Source organism: Streptomyces sp. NPDC048639 (genome assembly GCF_043199075.1).
Lineage (GTDB): Bacteria > Actinomycetota > Actinomycetes > Streptomycetales > Streptomycetaceae > Streptomyces.
Genome location: NZ_JBICVP010000013.1, coordinates 1 through 19,169 on the forward strand (window position 1 = coordinate 1; position 19,169 = coordinate 19,169).

The following is a 19,169-nucleotide window of genomic DNA, read 5'->3' on the forward strand; positions in this document are numbered from 1 at the left end:
GTCGCCCTCGACGAGAGTGCACCGGATCCGGCGCTCGCGGGGGTGTGGGGCCTGGTCCGCGCGGCGCGCGCGGAGGCACCCGACCGGTTCGCGCTGCTGGACGTGGACGGCACGGACACGTCCTGGGGTGTCGTGGCCGCGGCGCTCGCTTCGGCCGAGCCGGAGTTGGCGGTGCGCGGTGGAGCGGCCTACGCGCCACGGCTGGGACGCACCACGGCCCGTGGTGAACTCGCCGCTCCTGTACGGGAGTCCGGGGAGTCGGCGGAGTCCGGGAACTCGGCCTGGCGCCTGGAAGTCGTCGAGAAGGGGACGCTGGAGGGGCTGGCGCTGCGGCCCGTTCCGGAGGCGGAAGCCGTACTCGCGCCGGGCCAGGTCCGTATCGGAGTGCGGGCGGCGGGCGTCAACTTCCGCGATGTGCTGAACACGCTGGGTATGTATCCCGGTGACACGAAGGACTTCGGCCTGGAAGGCGCCGGTGTCGTGACCGAGGTCGGGCCGGGTGTCGTCGAACTGGCCGTCGGCGACCGCGTGATGGGCCTCTTCTCCGGCTCCTTCGGTCCGGTTGCGGTCGCGGATGCGCAGAAGGTGGCCCGGATCCCCGCGGGTTGGTCCTTCGCGCAGGCGGCTTCGGTGCCCGTGGTCTTCCTGACCGCGTACCACGCACTCACCGACCTGGCCGGAGTGAAGCCCTGGGAGTCGGTGCTGGTGCATGCGGCTGCCGGTGGTGTCGGCATGGCCGCGACTCAGTTGGCGCGTCACTTGGGTGCGGAGGTCTTCGGCACGGCGAGCGCGGGCAAGTGGGACACGCTGCGCGGTCTGGGTCTTGACGACCGTCATATCGCCTCTTCACGGGACCTGACATTCGAGGCGGCGTTCCTGGACGTGACCGGTGGTCGTGGCGTGGATGTGGTGCTGGACTCCCTCGCCGGGGAGTTCGTGGATGCCTCGCTCCGGCTGCTGCCCCGGGGCGGCCGGTTCCTGGAGATGGGCAAGACCGACATCCGCGATCCGGAGGCCGTGGCCGCAGCACACACGGGTGTGGCGTACCAGGCGTTCGATCTGATGGACGTGGAGCCGGAGCGGATCGGGCGGATGCTGTCCGAGCTGGTCACCCTCTTCGAGCTGGGGGCTCTGCGGCCGCTTCCTGTGACGTGTTGGGATGTGCGGCGGGCGCCGGAGGCGTTCCGGTATCTGTCGCAGGCCCGTCATGTGGGCAAGGTCGTCCTCACCGTCCCGGCGCCGATGGATCCGGACGGCACCGTGTTGGTGACCGGTGGTACGGGTGGCCTGGGCGCGCTCGTGGCCCGGCATCTGGTCACCGAACACGGGACACGGCACCTGCTGTTGGCCAGCCGCCGCGGTCTGGATGCCCCCGGCGCTCGTGAACTCGTCGCCGATCTGGCCGACTTGGGGGCTTCGGTCGAGGTGGCCGCGGTGGATGTCGCCGACCGGGACGAGCTCGCCGCCGCGCTCCGCACCGTTCCCTCTGACCGCCAGCTGACGGCTGTGGTGCATACGGCCGGTGTCCTGGACGACGGTGTGGTGGCCTCGCTGACTCCGGATCGGCTGGCTGACGTCATGCGTCCGAAGGCGGATGCGGCAGTGCATCTGCACGAGCTGACCCGCGGCGCGGACCTCTCGGCGTTCGTGGTCTTCTCCTCTGTCGTGGGCACGTTCGGCGGTGCCGGGCAGGCCAACTACGCGGCTGCCAACGCCTTCCTGGACGCCTTCGCCGCAACGCGCCGCTCGTCCGGTCTGCCTGCCACCGCTCTCGCGTGGGGTCCGTGGGCACCTGGCGCCGGCATGACCGCCGAGCTGAACGAAGCCGATCTGCGGCGTATGGCGCGGAACGGCATGCAGCCGCTCGCTCCCGAGGTGGGCCTCCGTCTGCTGGACACCGCGCTGGATCTGGGCGCGGGTATGGAACGGGCCGCCGTGCTGCCCGTCGACTTGGACATCGCGGCGCTGCGCGGGCGGACATCGGACGATGTTCCCCCGCTGCTGCGGGCTCTGGTGCGTGGCCGTGGTCGCCGCAAGGCCGAGATCGGAGCGGGCGGCGACGCCACCGGCCTGCGGCAGCGGCTGCTCTCCTTCCCGGCGGCCGACCGCGAGCGCTTTCTGCGGGATTTCGTCTCGGAGCAGTCGGCGTCCGTCCTGGGGCATGCTTCCGCGCAGCAGGTCGAGTCGGGGCAGACGTTCAAGGATCTCGGTTTCGACTCGCTCACCTCGGTCGAGCTGCGCAACCGCATGAACGGCGCCACTGGCATGCGTCTGCCCTCGACCCTGGTCTTCGACTACCCCACCCCGGCCGCACTGGCCCACCACCTCCTGGCGGAACTGTCCGACGGGGAAGAGCAGCCGGCCGCCCCCGGCGTGCTGCCCGCGGTGATGACTGCTGGCGACGATCCGGTGGTGATCGTGGGGATGGCGTGCCGGTTCCCCGGTGGGGTCGAGTCGCCCGAGGATCTGTGGCGGTTGGTCAGTGAGGGGAGTGATGCGATCGGTGGGTTCCCGACCGATCGTGGCTGGGACCTGGACAGTCTCTTCGACCCGGAGCCCGGTACGCCGGGACGGACCTACGTCCGCGAGGGCGGTTTCCTGCACGCCGCGTCCGAGTTCGATGCGGGGTTGTTCGGGATTTCGCCGCGTGAGGCGTTGGCGATGGATCCGCAGCAGCGGTTGTTGCTGGAGACGTCGTGGGAGGTCTTCGAGCGGGCCGGTATCGATCTGGCGACGCTGCGTGGCAGCCGTACGGGTGTCTTTGCCGGGGCCATGGCCCAGGACTACGGCTCCTTCCTACGGGCGGCCGAGTTGGACTCGGGCGGATACCTCATGACCGGGAACACCGGCAGTGTGGCGTCGGGCCGTATCGCGTACACCTTCGGTTTCGAGGGTCCCGCGGTGACGGTGGATACGGCGTGTTCGTCGTCGTTGGTGGCGCTGCATCTGGCCGCTCAGGCGCTGCGCAGTGGTGAGTGCGATCTGGCGCTGGCCGGTGGTGTGACCGTCATGTCGACACCGGAGACGTTCGTGGAGTTCTCGCGGCAGCGGGGGTTGGCGTCGGACGGTCGGTGCAAGGCGTTCTCGGATGGTGCGGATGGGACGGCGTGGGCCGAGGGTGTGGGTCTGCTGCTGGTGGAGCGGCTCTCCGACGCCCGCCGCAATGGGCATCGGGTGCTGGCGGTGGTTGCCGGGTCGGCGGTCAACCAGGACGGTGCGTCGAACGGGTTGACGGCGCCGAACGGTCCCTCGCAGCAACGCGTCATCCGTCAGGCCCTGGCCGGTGCCGGTCTGCACCCCGCCGACATCGACGCGGTGGAGGCGCACGGCACGGGGACGCCGTTGGGTGACCCGATCGAGGCACAGGCCCTCATCGCCACATACGGCCAGGATCGTGAACAGCCCCTGTGGCTCGGCTCATTGAAGTCGAATGTGGGTCACACGCAGGCGGCTGCCGGTGTCGGCGGTGTGATCAAGATGGTGATGGCGATGCGGCAGGGGATCCTGCCGCGCACCCTGCACGCCGAGGAGCCGTCCTCGCATGTCGACTGGTCGGCGGGGGAGATCTCCCTGCTGAAGGAGAACGTGGAATGGCCGCAGCCGCAGGACCGTCCGCGCCGTGCGGGTGTGTCGTCCTTCGGGATCAGCGGCACCAACGCCCACGTCATCCTCCAGCAGGCCCCTGACAAGGCAGCGGAAGCGGAGAGGACCGGGGAAACACCGGAACTCCCGCGGGTCCTGCCGTGGGTGCTGTCCGCGGCCGGCGGCCGACTGCCCGCCCAGGCCGAGCGCCTGGCCGCCTTCGTGGAGGCCGGGTCCGACCTCTCCCTGGTCGACACCGCCCTGGCACTGGCCACGACACGGACCGCGCTGGAGCAGCGCGCGGTGATCATGGCCGCGGACCGCCACGAACTGCTGCACGCCCTGAGCGCGCTGGCGGAGGGCCGCGCCGAACCTCACGTCGTACAGAGCTCCGCGCAGACCGCCGGGCGTACCGCCTTCCTCTTTGCGGGGCAGGGTTCGCAGCGGATCGGCATGGGCCGGGAGTTGTACGAGACGTACCCCGCCTTCGCCGAGGCTTTCGACGCGGTGGACGGGGAGGTCCCGTTCTCTCTGCGGGAGGTCGTCTTCGGTGACGACGCGGAGCGGTTGAACCGTACGGAGTTCGCGCAGCCTGCGTTGTTCGCGTTCGAGGTGGCGTTGTTCCGGTTGTTGGAGAGCTGGGGTGTGCGGCCGGATGTTCTGGTCGGTCATTCGATCGGTGAGTTGGCGGCGGCGCATGTGGCGGGTGTGTGGTCTCTCGCTGACGCCTGCCGTCTTGTCGTGGCCCGGGGCCGGTTGATGCAGGCGTTGCCCGAGGGTGGGGCGATGGTTTCGCTTCAGGCGTCGGAGGGTGAGGTGCTGCCGCTGCTGGCCGGGCGGGAGGCCGAGGTCGGTGTTGCGGCGGTCAACGGGCCGCAGTCCGTGGTGGTTTCGGGAATGGCCGGGGCGGTGGAGGAAGTCGCGGAGCACTTCCGCGGGCAGGACCGCAGGACGACCGGCCTGCGGGTGAGTCATGCGTTCCATTCGCCGTTGATGGAGCCGATGCTGGAGGAGTTCCGGCAGGTCGCCGAGGGTCTGGAGTACGGGGATCCGGCGCTTGCGATCGTTTCCGACGTCACGGGCGCGGTCGCCACGGCCGAGGAACTGCGTTCTCCGGACTACTGGGTGCGGCACGTCCGTCAGCCGGTCCGCTTCGCCGACGGCATACGAGCTCTCGAGGAGCGCAAGGTCGGCCGTCTGGTGGAGCTGGGACCGGGCGGTCAGCTGACCGCCCTGGCGCAGGAGTGCCTGGACGGTGGAGCGCAGGTCTTCGTCCCCGTCCTGCGCAAGGACCGGCCGGAGCCGGAGAGTCTGCTCGCCGCCCTCGCCCACCTCCACGTCAGCGGCCTTCCGGTGCGCTGGGAGACGGCATTCCCCGAGGACACCACCGATCCGGAGCACGAGCGGATCGATCTGCCGACGTACGCGTTCCAGCGACGGCGCTTCTGGTCCCGCGACACCGGATCGGCGCTCGGGAACCTCGGTTCGGTGGGTCTGGGGTCGGCCGGGCATCCGCTGCTGGGAGCCGCGATCGAGCTGGCCAGTGGTGATGAGTTGTTGTTCACGAGCCGTCTGTCGTTGGTTTCGCATGAGTGGTTGCGGGATCACGTGGTCGCGGGCGTGGCGGTCTTCCCGGGGACGGGGTTCCTGGAGCTGGCGTTGCGGGTGGGGGAGCAGGCGGGCTGTGACCGTGTGGAGGATCTGACGGTTGTGGCGCCATTGGTGGTGCCGGAACACGGCGGGGTCCGCGTCCAGGTCCGCGTGGGTGCGGCAGACGAGGCCGGACAACGCACGCTGGAGATCCACTCCCGCACCGAGGACGCTCTCGACGCGGATCCGTGGACGCTCCATGTGACGGGTGTGCTGTCCGTCGTGACGGAGGCGCGGCCCTCCGACTTCTTCGATTTCGGTGTGTGGCCGCCGCGGGGTGCGGTGGTGGAGTCGGTGGAGGGTGTGTACGAGCGTTTCGCCGGGCTGGGGTTGGCTTATGGTCCGGTGTTTCGGGGTTTGCGTGGTGTGTGGCGGCGGGGGGATGAGGTCTTCGCCGAGGTGGGGTTGGTGGGGGACCAGGAGGAGTTGGCTGATCGGTTCGGTGCGCATCCGGCGTTGGTGGATGCGGCTTTGCATGCGGTGATGTTCTCGCCGGTGTTGGGGGAGGGGCGTGCGCGGTTGCCGTTCTCCTTCGGTGGGGTGTCGTTGTGGGCGTCGGGTGCGCGTGGGTTGCGTGTGCGGTTGGTGCCGGTGGGTTCGGACGCGGTGGCGTTGGAGTTGGCGGATCCGGCGGGTGGTCCGGTGGCTTCGGTGGAGTCGTTGGTGCTTCGGGAGGCTGCCGGTGATCTGGCGGGTGCTGACAGCGGTCGACGCGACCACCTCTTCCAGACCGACTGGGCGAAGCTTCCCGCGAGCGCAGGCGCGAGTGCGGGGGCGAGTGAGGGCGAGAGCCCGGGGGCGGCGGAGGCCGGCACAGCTCTCCCGGGACCGGGTGAGACGGTCCCGTCCGACGTACTCGTACGGGTAGAACGCCCGACCGGCGACCCCGCCGAGGCCGCCCACGCGGTGACCACGCGCGCACTCGATCTGATCCGGGAATGGCTGGCGGAGGAGCGGTTCGAGGGCGCGCGCCTGGTGATCGTCACCGATGGTGCCGTGACGCCCGACGGGCCGACCGGCGATCCGGCGTTGGCTGCGGTGTGGGGTCTGGTGCGGGCGGCTCGTGCGGAGAATCCGGGTCGGTTCGCGTTGCTGGACGTGGATGGTGCGGAGGAGTCGTGGGCGGTTGTCGCGGGGGTGCTTGCCTCGGGTGAGGCGGAGTGTGCCGTACGGGGTGGTGCCGCCTTCGTTCCGCGGCTGGGCCGTGTGACCTCGGTCGGTGAACTCGCCCTTCCCGTCGGGGAGTCGGAAGGGTCGCTGTGGCGGCTGGACATCCGTGAGAAGGGGACGTTGGAGGGGCTGGCGCTGCGGGCGGTTCCGGAGGCGGAGGCCGAGTTGGCGCCGGGGCAGGTCCGTATCGGGGTGCGGGCGGCGGGTGTCAATTTCCGTGATGTGCTGAACGCGCTCGGTATGTATCCCGGTGATGCCAAGGACTTCGGTCTGGAGGGCTCGGGTGTGGTGACCGAGGTCGGGCCGGGTGTTGTCGATTTGGCCGTCGGTGACCGGGTGTTCGGGATGTTCTCGGGTGCGTTCGGTCCGGTTGCGGTGGCGGATGCGCGGACGGTGGTGCGGATGCCGTCGGGGTGGTCGTTCGCGCAGGCTGCGTCGGTGCCGATTGTCTTCCTGACGGCGTATCACGCGTTGAGGGATCTGGGTGATGTGCAGTCGGGGGAGTCGGTGCTGGTGCACGCAGCGGCCGGTGGTGTCGGTATGGCCGCGACCCAGCTGGCGCGTCATCTGGGTGCCGAGGTGTTCGGTACGGCGAGCGCGGGCAAGTGGGACACGCTGCGCGGTCTGGGTCTTGACGACCGTCATATCGCCTCTTCGCGGGACCTGACATTCGAGGCGGCGTTCCTGGACGTGACCGGTGGTCGTGGTGTGGATGTGGTGCTGGACTCCCTCGCCGGGGAGTTCGTGGATGCCTCGCTCCGGCTGCTGCCCCGGGGCGGCCGGTTCCTGGAGATGGGCAAGACCGATATCCGGGAACCCGACCAGGTCTGTGCCGACCACTCGGGCGTGACCTATCAGGCGTTCGACCTGATGGACGTGGCGCCGGAGCGGATCGGGCGAATGCTGTCCGAGCTGGTCACGCTGTTCGAGGCGGGAGTTCTGCGGCCTCATCCGGTCACGTGCTGGGATGTGCGGCGCGCTCCGGAGGCGTTCCGGTATCTGTCGCAGGCGCGGCATGTGGGCAAGGTCGTTCTGACGGTCCCGGCGCCGATGGATCCGGACGGCACGGTGCTGATCACCGGTGGTACGGGTGGCCTGGGCGCGCTGGTGGCCCGGCACCTGGTCACCGAACACGGCGCACGACACCTGCTGCTGGCCAGCCGTCGCGGCCTGGAAGCCCCCGGCGCCCGTGAACTCGTCGCCGATCTGGCCGACTTGGGCGCGGAGGTAGAAGTATCGGCCGTGGACGTCACGGATCGCGCGGCGCTGGCGGATGTGGTGGCCGCGGTGCCGGGTGAGCATCCCCTGACGGCTGTGGTGCATACGGCCGGTGTCCTGGACGACGGTGTGGTGGCGTCCCTGACTCCGGAGCGACTGTCCCGGGTGATGAGGCCGAAGGCGGATGCGACAGTCCACCTGCACGAGCTGACCCGCGATGCCGACCTGTCGGCGTTCGTCGTCTTCTCCTCCGTCGCGGGCACGTTCGGCAGCGCTGGACAGGCCAACTACGCGGCCGCCAATGCCTTCCTGGACACCTTCGCCGCGACCCGCCGCTCCTCCGGGCTGCCCGCCACCGCTCTCGCCTGGGGCCCGTGGGCGCCCGGCGCCGGCATGACCGCCGACCTGAACGAGGCGGATCTGCGGCGCATGGCGCGCGAGGGCATGCGGCCGCTCGACCCCGAACAGGGCCTGGAGCTGTTCGACGCCGCTCTGGAGATCGGTTCGGCGCTGGAACGGGCGGCGGTTCTGCCGATCAACCTCGACATCGCCGCCCTCCGCAAGCGGGGACACGAGGTCCCGAGCATGCTCCGCGCACTCGTTCGCACCCCGGCGCGCCGGGCCGTCGAGGCGCAGGTGGCGGCTGGTGGAGCGGCCGATCTCCGCCAACGCGTCAGAGGGCTCCCCACGGCCGGGCGCGAGAAGTTCCTGCTCGACCTCGTCTGCGGACAGGTCGCCTCCGTCCTGGGCTACGCGTCCGCCACCGACGTGGAGGCGGACCAGGCGTTCAAGGCGCTCGGCTTTGACTCGCTCACCTCGGTCGAGCTGCGCAACCGTATGAACACCGCCACTGGCATGCGTCTCCCGGCCACCCTGGTCTTCGACTGCCCCACTCCGGCGGTGCTGGCCCGCCACCTCCTGTCGGAGCTGTCCGACGGGGAGGAGGCCGACTCCTTCGCGCCCGCTCTGCCCGCACCCACGAGCGTGGGCGACGATCCGGTGGTGATCGTGGGGATGGCGTGCCGGTTCCCCGGCGGTGTCGAGTCGCCCGAAAGCCTCTGGCGGCTTGTCAGCGAGGGGAGCGATGCGATCGGAGGGTTCCCGACCGATCGCGGCTGGGACCTGGACGGCCTCTACGACCCCGAGCCGGGGCGGATCGGCCGTACGTACGTCCGCGAAGGCGGTTTTCTCTACGACGCCGCGTTGTTCGATGCGGGGCTGTTCGGGATTTCGCCGCGTGAGGCACTGGCGATGGATCCGCAGCAGCGGCTGCTGCTGGAATCGTCGTGGGAGGTCTTCGAGCGGGCGGGTATCGACCCGGCGTCGCTGCGCGGCAGCCGTACCGGCGTCTTCGCCGGCGCGATAACCCAGGACTACGGCTCGTGCATGCGCGCCGGGGACCACGACTCGGACGGCTACCTGCTGACCGGTTCGACGGGCAGTGTGGCCTCGGGCCGTATTGCGTACACCTTCGGTTTCGAGGGTCCTGCGGTGACGGTGGACACGGCGTGTTCGTCGTCGCTCGTGGCGCTGCATCTGGCGGTGCAGACGCTGCGGTCGGGGGAGTGCGATCTGGCGCTGGCCGGTGGTGTCACCGTCATGGCGGGTCCGGAGATGTTCGTGGAGTTCTCGCGGCAGCGGGGGCTGGCGTCGGACGGTCGGTGCAAGGCGTTCTCGGACGGTGCGGACGGGACGGCGTGGGCCGAGGGTGTGGGTCTGCTGCTGGTGGAGCGGCTGTCGGATGCGCGCCGCAACGGCCATCAGGTGCTGGCGGTGGTCGCCGGGTCGGCGGTGAATCAGGATGGTGCGTCGAATGGTCTGACCGCGCCGAACGGTCCTTCGCAGCAGCGGGTGATCCGGCAGGCGCTGGCGGGTGCGGGTCTGAAGCCGGCGGATGTGGATGCGGTGGAGGCGCACGGTACGGGTACGCCGCTGGGTGATCCGATCGAGGCGCAGGCCCTGCTCGCCACGTATGGCCAGGATCGTGAACAGCCCCTGTGGCTCGGCTCATTGAAGTCGAATGTGGGTCACACGCAGGCGGCTGCCGGTGTCGGCGGTGTGATCAAGATGGTGATGGCCATGCGCCAGGGGGTGCTGCCGCGCACCCTCCACGCTGACGAGCCGTCCTCGCACGTCGACTGGTCGGCCGGGGAGATCTCCCTGCTGAAGGAGAACGTGGAATGGCCGCAGCCGGAGGACCGTCCTCGGTGCGCGGGCGTGTCGTCCTTCGGTATCAGCGGCACCAACGCCCACGTCATCATCCAACAAGCTCCCGACACGCCGACGGATCACCGGAGCCCGGAGGACGACACGCCGTCCCGGCCCTTCCTCGCACCCGTGGTGGTGTCGGGCGTCGGCGATCCGGCCGTCCGCGATCAGGCCGGGCGCCTGCTGGATTGGCTTGAGGGCACGGCCGGTGACGGTGTCCGTGTGGTCGACGTGGCTCTGGCGTCCGTCACGACCCGGGCCGTACTGGAACACCGCGCCGTGCTGCTCGCCGCCGACAGGGCCGAACTGCTCCAGGGGCTCCATGCGCTGGCAGAGGGTGCCGACGCGCCCGGGATGGTCCAGAAGGCGGAGACGCGCGCCGGAAAGACCGCCCTGCTCTTCGCCGGACAAGGTGCCCAACGCCTGGGCATGGGACGGGAGTTGTACGAGACGTACCCGGCCTTCGCGGAGGCCTTCGACGCGGTGGACGCGGAACTGCCGTTCTCTCTGCGGGAGGTCGTCTTCGGCGAGGACGCGGAGCGGTTGAACCGTACGGAGTTCGCGCAGCCTGCTCTGTTCGCGCTGGAAGTGGCGCTGTTCCGGCTGCTGGAGTCGTGGGGTGTGCACCCGGACGTTCTCGTCGGTCACTCCATCGGTGAGATCGCCGCCGCGCACGTGGCCGGTGTGTGGTCGCTGCCCGACGCCTGCCGACTCGTGGTCGCCCGAGGCCGGTTGATGCAGGCGCTGCCCGAGGGCGGGGCGATGGTCTCGATCCAGGTGTCCGAGGAGGAAGTGCTGCCGCTGCTGGAGGGACGTGAGGCGCAGGTCGGCATCGCGGCCGTCAACGGCCCGCACTCGGTGGTCATCGCCGGTGTATCGAGCACTGTCGACGAGGTGGCCGCCCACTTCCGCAACGAGGACCGCAAGACCAGGGCCCTCCGCGTCAGCCATGCCTTCCACTCCCCGCTGATGGAGCCGATGCTGGCCGACTTCCGCAAGGTCGCGGAGACGCTGACGTACGAGCCCCCGACGCTGTCCCTTGTCTCCGCGGTGACCGGAGAGGCCGCGAACACCGACGAGTTGATGTCCCCGGAGTACTGGGTACGGCACGTCCGCCAGACCGTCCGGTACGCCGACGCCGTCCGGACCCTCGCCGAGCAGGGCGTCGGCCGCTATCTCGAACTCGGCCCGGACGGCACCCTCACCGCCCTCGCCCAGACGGTCCTGGACGACCCCCAGGCGGCGGTGCTCGTACCGGCGCTCCGCAAGCACCGGCCCGAGACACCTTCGCTGCTCGGTGCGGTCGCCGGGCTGTTCACGCGGGGCGCGGACGTCGACTGGCGCGCCGTCTTCGCGGGAAGCGACGCACGGGCCGTCGAGTTGCCGACGTACGCCTTCCAGCGGAAGCGGTTCTGGCCGTCGGCGTCGAACCGGCCCGGCGACCTGGCCGCCGCCGGGCTCGGTGCGGCCGAGCACCCGTTGCTCGGCGCGGCCGTCGAACTCGCGGGCGGTGGAACGGTGTTGACCGGGCGCCTCTCGCTGCGCTCGCATCCCTGGCTGGTGGATCACAACGTCCTGGGGGCGGCGGTCTTCCCCGGCACGGGCTACGCCGAGCTGGCCATGCGGGCCGGCGACGAGGTTGACTGCGGCAGGGTCGAGGAGCTGACCATCGCGGTCCCGCTGATCGTGCCGGAGCGGGGCACGGTCCGCGTACAGGTCACCGTCGGCGTGGCCGACGATTCCGGACGCCGCACCGTGGAGGTGCACTCACGACCGGAGGATGCCTCGGACGACACGCCGTGGGCGCTGCACGCCGGCGGGCTGCTGGCGCCGGACGGGGCGACGGACACGCCCGACGACATGGCGTTCGGGCTGGCGGAATGGCCCCCGACGAGCGCCGAGCCCTGCCCCGTCGCCGACGTGTACGACCGGTTCGCGACCGCCGGGCTGAGGTACGGCCCGGTGTTCCAGGGGCTGCGCGCGGCGTGGCGGCGAGGCGACGAGGTGTTCGCCGAGGTTGTGCTGCCCGAGGAGCAGGAAGGGATCGCGGGCCGGTTCGGGCTGCACCCGGCCCTCCTGGACTCCGCCCTGCACGCGGTCCTCCTCGGCCCGCTCGGAGAAGCGGGCGCCGGGAGGCTGCCGTTCTCGTGGAACGGGCTGGCGCTGTACGCGTCCGGGGCGCGCGCCCTGCGGGTGCGGGTGGCGCCGGCGGGAGCCGACGCGGTGACCCTGCACCTGGCCGATCCGGCCGGTGGCGCGGTTGCTTCCGTCGAGTCGCTGGTTCTGCGCGAGGTGCCGTCCGAACTGGCGGCGGGCACGGGAGCGGCTGCTCCTTCCGGGACGTACGGGATCGACTGGACGCCCCTGCAACCCTCGGCCCCGCCGACCTCCGCCACCGCGGACCGGGCCCCGGACGCCCCGGCCACCGACGGCGAGGCCTCGCGGGCGGACGGCCGGACCGTCGTACTGACGGATCACGCGACCCCGCACGACTACGCGACCTTGTACGACGGCGGGACCTTGAACGACGACGCGGTGCGGCAGGACGATGCCACCTCGCAGGACGACGCGACCTCCCACGTCGACGCGACCTCCCACGTCGACACGACCTCGCACGACGACGCGACCTCGCTCGACCGTGGTGTGTCCGAACCGGCTGCCGTACCCGGCCGCACCTGGTCCGAGCTGACCCGGGCCGTCCACGACGGCGACCCCGCCCCCGAGACCGTGCTGCTCCCCTGGAGCCACTCCGCGGACACGCGGCACACCGGCTCGGCAGCTGCCGCGCACGCCGTCACCGCCGCCGGACTGGCCTTCGTACAGGACTGGCTGGCGGCCGAAGAGTTCACGGACGCGCGGCTCGTCGTCGTGACGCGCGGCGCTGTGGCTGTGGCGCCGGAGGAGGAGCCGGACCCCGCAGCGGCCGCCCTGTGGGGCCTGGTGCGCTCGGCCCGTACCGAGAACCCCGGCCGCTTCGCGCTGGCCGACGTGGACGGCACACCGGAGTCCTGGGACACCCTGGTCGCCTTGCTCACCCTGCCGGACACCCCCACCGCGGAGGCCGAACTCGCGGTCCGCGGAGCCACGGTGCTCGTTCCCAGGCTCGCCCCGGTGGCCTTGGCCGACCCCCTCGCCGGCAGGCCGGCCGATTCCGCCATCTCCACCGACGCGGGCACCGCCATGGAGAGGACCGATGACGGCGACCGGGCTCCCGACGGCGACACGGACGCCGACACCGCCCCCGACACCGGCACCGACACGCACGCCACGCCCCCGGTGCGCATCGAGGACGGCACCGTCCTCGTCACCGGCGGTACCGGCGGCCTCGGCGCGCTCGTCGCCCGTCACCTGGTCACCGAGCACGGCGTACGTCATCTGGTCCTCGCCGGACGCCGGGGGCCGGATGCCCCCGGTGCGGCCGAGCTCACCGCCGAACTCACCGGCCTGGGCGCCGACGTGACCGTCGCCGCCTGCGATGTGGCCGACCGACCCGCGTTGGAGACCCTGCTTGCGGCGATCCCGGCCGACCGGCCGCTGACCGGTGTCGTCCACACGGCGGGCGTGGTCGACGACGGCGTGGTGGCGTCGCTGACCGAGGAGCGGCTGCGTACGGTGCTGCGCCCCAAGGTGGACGCGGTCGACCACCTCGACGCGCTCACCCGTGATCTGGACCTGGCCGCGTTCGTGCTGTTCTCCTCGGTCTCCGGCACCTTCGGCGGCGCCGGGCAGGCCAACTACGCGGCGGCCAACGCCTATCTGGACGCCATCGCCCTGCGCCGCCGGTCCCTCGGCCTGCCCGCGGTCTCCCTCGCCTGGGGCCCGTGGGCACCCGGCGCCGGCATGACCGGCGACCTCGCCGAGAGCGATCTGCGCCGCATGGCGCGCGGCGGCGTACGGCCGCTCGCCGTCGACCAGGGCCTCGCCGTTCTCGACGCCGTACTGCGACACGCCGATCCGACCCTCCTCCTGCCGGTCAACCTCGATCTCGGGGCGCTGCGTGAACTTCCCGAGCTGCCCGCGTTGTTGCGCGGCGTGGTGCGCGGCCCGGCCCGGCGTGTCGCGCACACCGGCGGGCACGGCGGAGGTGGCGACGAGGTGCGGGCCCGTCTGCTCGCCCTCCCCGCCGCCGAGCGGGAACCGTTCCTGCTGGATCTGGTCGCCGGACTCGTGGCTCAGGTGCTCGGGCACGCCTCGGCCGGAGACGTGGAGGTCGACCAGGCGTTCAAGACGCTCGGCTTCGACTCGCTGACCTCGGTGGAGCTGCGCAACCGCGTCAACGCGGCGACCGGGATGCGGTTGCCCGCCACGCTGGTCTTCGACCACCCGTCGCCCACCGCGCTCGCCCGGCACCTGCTGACCGGACTCGTCGGCGACGCCGCCGACCCGCACGGCCCGGCGCTGCCCGCCTGGAGGGGCGTGGACGACGACCCGGTGGTCATCGTGGGCATGGCGTGCCGGTTCCCCGGCGGCGTCGAGTCGCCCGAGGACCTCTGGCGGCTGGTCAGCGAGGGCGGGGACGGCATCGGCGACTTCCCCGCCGACCGCGGCTGGGACATGGAAGCGCTGTACGACCCCGAGCCCGGCCGACTCGGCAAGACCTACGTCCGCCATGGCGGGTTCCTGTACGACGCGGCATCCTTCGACGCCGGGCTGTTCGGGATCTCGCCGCGCGAGGCGCTGGCGATGGATCCTCAGCAGCGGCTGCTTCTGGAGGTGTCCTGGGAGGTCTTCGAGCGGGCGGGCATCGACCCGACGGCGCTGCGCGGCAGCCGCACCGGGGTGTTCGCCGGCGTCATGGGCCAGGACTACAACTCCTGCCTGCGCGCGGGCGAGCACGACTCCGAGGGCTACCTGCTGACCGGCAACACCAGCAGCGTCCACTCCGGCCGGATCGCCTACACCTTCGGGCTGGAGGGCCCGGCGATGACGGTCGACACCGCGTGCTCCTCCTCCCTGGTCACCCTGCACGTGGCCGCTCAGTCGCTGCGCTCCGGCGAATGCGATCTGGCGCTCACCGGTGGCGTCATGGTGATGTCCACCCCCGACACCTTCGTCGACTTCAGCCACCAGCGCGGCCTGGCCGCCGACGGGCGCTGCAAGTCCTTCGGCGCCGGAGCCGATGGCACGGCCTGGTCCGAGGGCATCGGCATGCTGGTGCTGGAGCGGTTGTCGGACGCGCGCCGACAGGGGCACCGTGTGCTGGCCGTCGTTGCCGGGTCGGCGGTGAATCAGGATGGTGCGTCGAATGGTCTGACCGCGCCGAACGGTCCCTCGCAGGAGCGCGTGATCCGGCAGGCGCTGGCGGGTGCGGGTCTGAAGTCGGCGGATGTGGATGCGGTGGAGGCGCACGGCACGGGTACGTCACTGGGCGATCCGATCGAGGCGCAGGCCCTGCTGGCCACATACGGTCAGGATCGTGAACAGCCTTTGTGGCTGGGTTCGTTGAAGTCGAATGTCGGTCACACGCAGGCCGCTGCCGGTGTCGGCGGTGTGATCAAGATGGTGATGGCCATGCGCCAGGGGGTGCTGCCGCGCACCCTCCACGCCGAGGAGCCGTCCCCGTTCATCGACTGGTCGGCCGGGGAGATCTCCCTGCTCAAGGAGAACGTGGAATGGCCGAAGCCGGAGGACCGGCCTCGGCGCGCGGGCGTGTCGTCCTTCGGTATCAGCGGCACCAACGCCCACGTCATCATCGAGGAGGTCCCGGACACCCTCGTCGCGCCCGAAGCCGATGCTCCCGAACCGGCCGCAGCAGGTGACGGGTTGCCGGTGACCCCGGTCGCGTTGTCCGCCGCGTCCGAGGGCGCATTGCGCGGCCAGGCCGAACGGCTGTGGTCCCGTGTCGACGCCGACCCCGAACTGCGGCTGAGCGACGTGGGTCTCTCCTCCACCCTCCGCCCATGGATGGAGCACCGCGCGGTGGTCCTGGCCGCCGACCGCCACGCACTGCTGCGCGGCCTGCGCGCCGTGGCGGTGGGGGAGCGCGACACCGGCGTCCTCGTCGGCGACCTCGCCCGCTCGGGCCGACGGCTGGCCTTCCTGTTTGCGGGGCAGGGTTCGCAGCGGGTCGGTATGGGCCGGGAGTTGTACGAGGCGTTCCCGGTTTTCGCGGAGGCTTTCGATGCGGCGGACGCGGAGCTGTCGTTCTCTCTGCGGGAGGTCGTCTTCGGCGAGGACGCGGAGCTGCTGAATCGTACGGAGTTCGCGCAGCCTGCGTTGTTCGCGCTTGAGGTGGCGTTGTTCCGGCTGCTGGAGAGCTGGGGTGTGCGTCCGGATGTCCTCGTCGGTCACTCCATCGGTGAGTTGGCGGCGGCGCATGTGGCGGGTGTGTGGTCGCTGGCCGACGCGTGCCGTCTTGTCGTTGCCCGGGGTCGTTTGATGCAGGCGTTGCCCGAGGGTGGCGCGATGGTTTCGCTTCAGGCGTCGGAGGGTGAGGTGTTGCCTCTGGTGGAGGGGCGGGAGAGCGAGGTCGGTGTTGCGGCGGTCAATGGGCCGCAGGCGGTGGTGGTTTCGGGTGCGGCGGAGGCCGTGGAAGCGGTCGCGGATCATTTCCGTGCGCTGGATCGCAAGGTCACCTCGCTGCGGGTGAGCCATGCGTTCCATTCGCCGTTGATGGAGCCGATGCTGGAGGAATTCCGGCAGGTGGCCGAGAGCGTCGTCTACGGCGAGCCGCGGGTGGCGATTGTTTCGACGGTGACGGGTGAGGTGGCTTCGGCCGAGGAGTTGATGTCGGCCGGGTATTGGGTGGATCAGGTGCGGCGGCCGGTGCGTTTCGCCGATGGTGTGCGGTGTTTGGAGGGGCAGCAGGTCACGAGGTTCGTGGAGCTGGGTCCGGACGGCACCTTGACCGCGCTCGCGCAGGGGGGCCTCGATGGTCCGGGGCATCTGCTGACTCCGACGCTGCGCAAGGACCGGCCCGAGGCCACCGCATTCCTCACGGCAGCCGCCGAACTGCATCTGCACGGCGGGCGGGTGGACTGGCGCGCCGTGTTCACCCCGACAGGGGCGGCCGTGGTGGATCTGCCGACCTACGCCTTCGAGCACGAGCGCTTCTGGCCCGAGGGAGCCCGGCTGGGCGGCCCGTCGGCTTCGGGCGGCTCCGATGGCGCGGACGCACGGTTCTGGACGGCCGTCGAGCGCGGTGATGCCCGTGCGCTGGCCGACTCCCTCGGCGTGGCGCAGGATGCGCTGGACGGGCTGCTCCCGGCGCTGTCCTCCTGGTGGCGCGGTCAGCAGGAGCAGTCCCGTGTGGACGACTGGCTGTACGGCACGAGCTGGAAGCCGCTCGGATCGGTCTCCGGTACGGCGCTGCCCGGCCGCTGGCTGGCTGTGCTGCCCGCCGGACTGCGGGACGACGCGTGGAACGGCGCCGTACTGGACGGCCTCGCGGCGAACGGAGCCGAGCCGGTGCCGGTCGTGTGCGAGCCCGGAACCGACCGGGCCGCGCTGGCCCGGCTCCTGGCCACGGCGGCAGGTGACGAGCCGGTCGCCGGCGTCCTGTCGTTCCTGGCGCTGCCCGAGCGGGACGGCGAGGACGACACCGACACCGACAACCCCACAGAGACGGGCACGGAGAGCCCCACAGAGACGGGCACGGAGAACCCCACAGAGACGGGCACCGAGAGCCCCACAGAGACCGACACCGGTGAGGGTGTGCCGACCGGTCCCGCAGCCACGGCCGTACTCATCCAGGCGCTGGGCGACAGCGGGATCGCCGCCCCGCTGTGGGCGCTGACCCGCGGCGCGGTCTCCGTCAACCGGTCCGATCAGGCGCCCGACCCGGCGCAGGGCGCGGTGTGGGGGCTGGGCCGGGTGGCGGCGCTGGAGCGCCCGGACGGATGGGGCGGTCTGGTCGACCTGCCTCGTGTCGTGGACCGGCGCGCGGTGGCCCGCCTCGTCGGCGTGCTCGCGGGGCGTTCGGGAGAGGACCAGGTGGCGATCCGGACGACCGGCGTGTTCGGTCGGCGACTCGGACGGTCTGCCTCCGGCGTTCTGGGCGCGGCCTGGCGCCCGTCGGGCACCGTCCTGATCACCGGCGGTACGGGCGCGCTGGGTGCCCGGGTGGCGCGCTGGGCCGCCGCGCAGGGCGCCGAGCACCTGGTGCTCATCAGCCGGCGCGGGCCCGACGCGCCGGGCGCACCGCAACTGCGGGACGATCTGGCCGCGTTGGACGTACGCGTGACCGTGGCCGCCTGCGACGCGGCGGACCGGGAGGCGCTCGCGGCGTTGCTGGCCGAGCACCCGGTGGACGCGGTGGTGCACACGGCGGGTGTGCTCGACGACGGGCTCGTGGAGGCACTGACACCGGGGCGCTTCGCGGCCGCCCTGCGCGCCAAGGCGGTCGTCGCGCGCAACCTCGACGAGCTGACCCGCGACCGGGAGCTGTCGGCGTTCGTCCTGTTCTCGTCGTTCGCGGGCACCATCGGCTCCCCGGGGCAGGGCAACTACGCGGCCGCCAACGCCTACTTGGACACCCTCGCCGAGCGGCGCAGGGCGGCCGGACTCCCGGCCACCTCCGTGGCATGGGGCCCTTGGGCGGAGGACGGCATGGCGTCCGACGGCAGCGTCGAGGAGTATCTGCGCCGCCGGGGACTGACCGGGCTCGACCCGCAGCTGGCGCTGGTGGCGATGGAGCGGCTGGCAGGCGGCGGTGACCCGGCCACGGTGGTGGCGCGCGTCGACTGGTCGCGGTTCGCTCCCGCGTTCACGGCAGGCCGGGCGGCCGCCCTGCTGGGGGAGATACCGGAGGCTGGCGCCGCATTGGAGGACGCCGCGTCCGGCGCGGACGCCGACGGCCTGCGGCAGCGCCTGGCCGGTCTCGGCGCCGACGAACGATCCGCGGCGCTGGTCGAGTTGGTGCGGGAGCAGACGGCCGTGGTGCTGGGGCACGCCAGGGCCGACGCGGTGGATGCGGCCCGCGCCTTCCGGGAGACGGGATTCGACTCGCTGACCGCCGTGGAGCTGCGCAACCGGCTCGGCGCGGCCACCGGGCTGCGGCTGCCGGCGACTCTGGTGTTCGACTACCCCGCGCCCGTCAACGTCGCCACGTACCTGGACGCCGAACTGGCCGGGCCCGGCGACGCCCCGGCAGGGGGGACCGGTGTCGTCGGCGAGATCGATCGGCTTGCGCACGCTCTCGCAGCGGAGGCCGGAGTCGGAGGCGACAGCCACCTGGAGATCACGACGAAACTGCGCGGACTGCTGGCGATGTGGACAGGCGGCGACGCCGCCGACGAGACGGAGGAGACGGGCGTGGAACTGGACGGAGCGACGGACGACGAGATGTTCGATCTGATCGACAAGGAATTCGGAGTCTCCTGACCACCCGGCTCGGGCGATTC

At 71.5% G+C, this 19,169-nt stretch carries 1 protein-coding gene; it reads left to right on the forward strand.

Annotated features, from left to right (window positions below; all coding sequences use genetic code 11):
* On the forward strand, positions 1-19,149 hold a 19,149-nt coding region (locus ACGFNH_RS29435; RefSeq protein WP_393658886.1), incomplete at its 5' end, for a type I polyketide synthase.
* Positions 19,150-19,169: the final 20 nt, after the last annotated feature.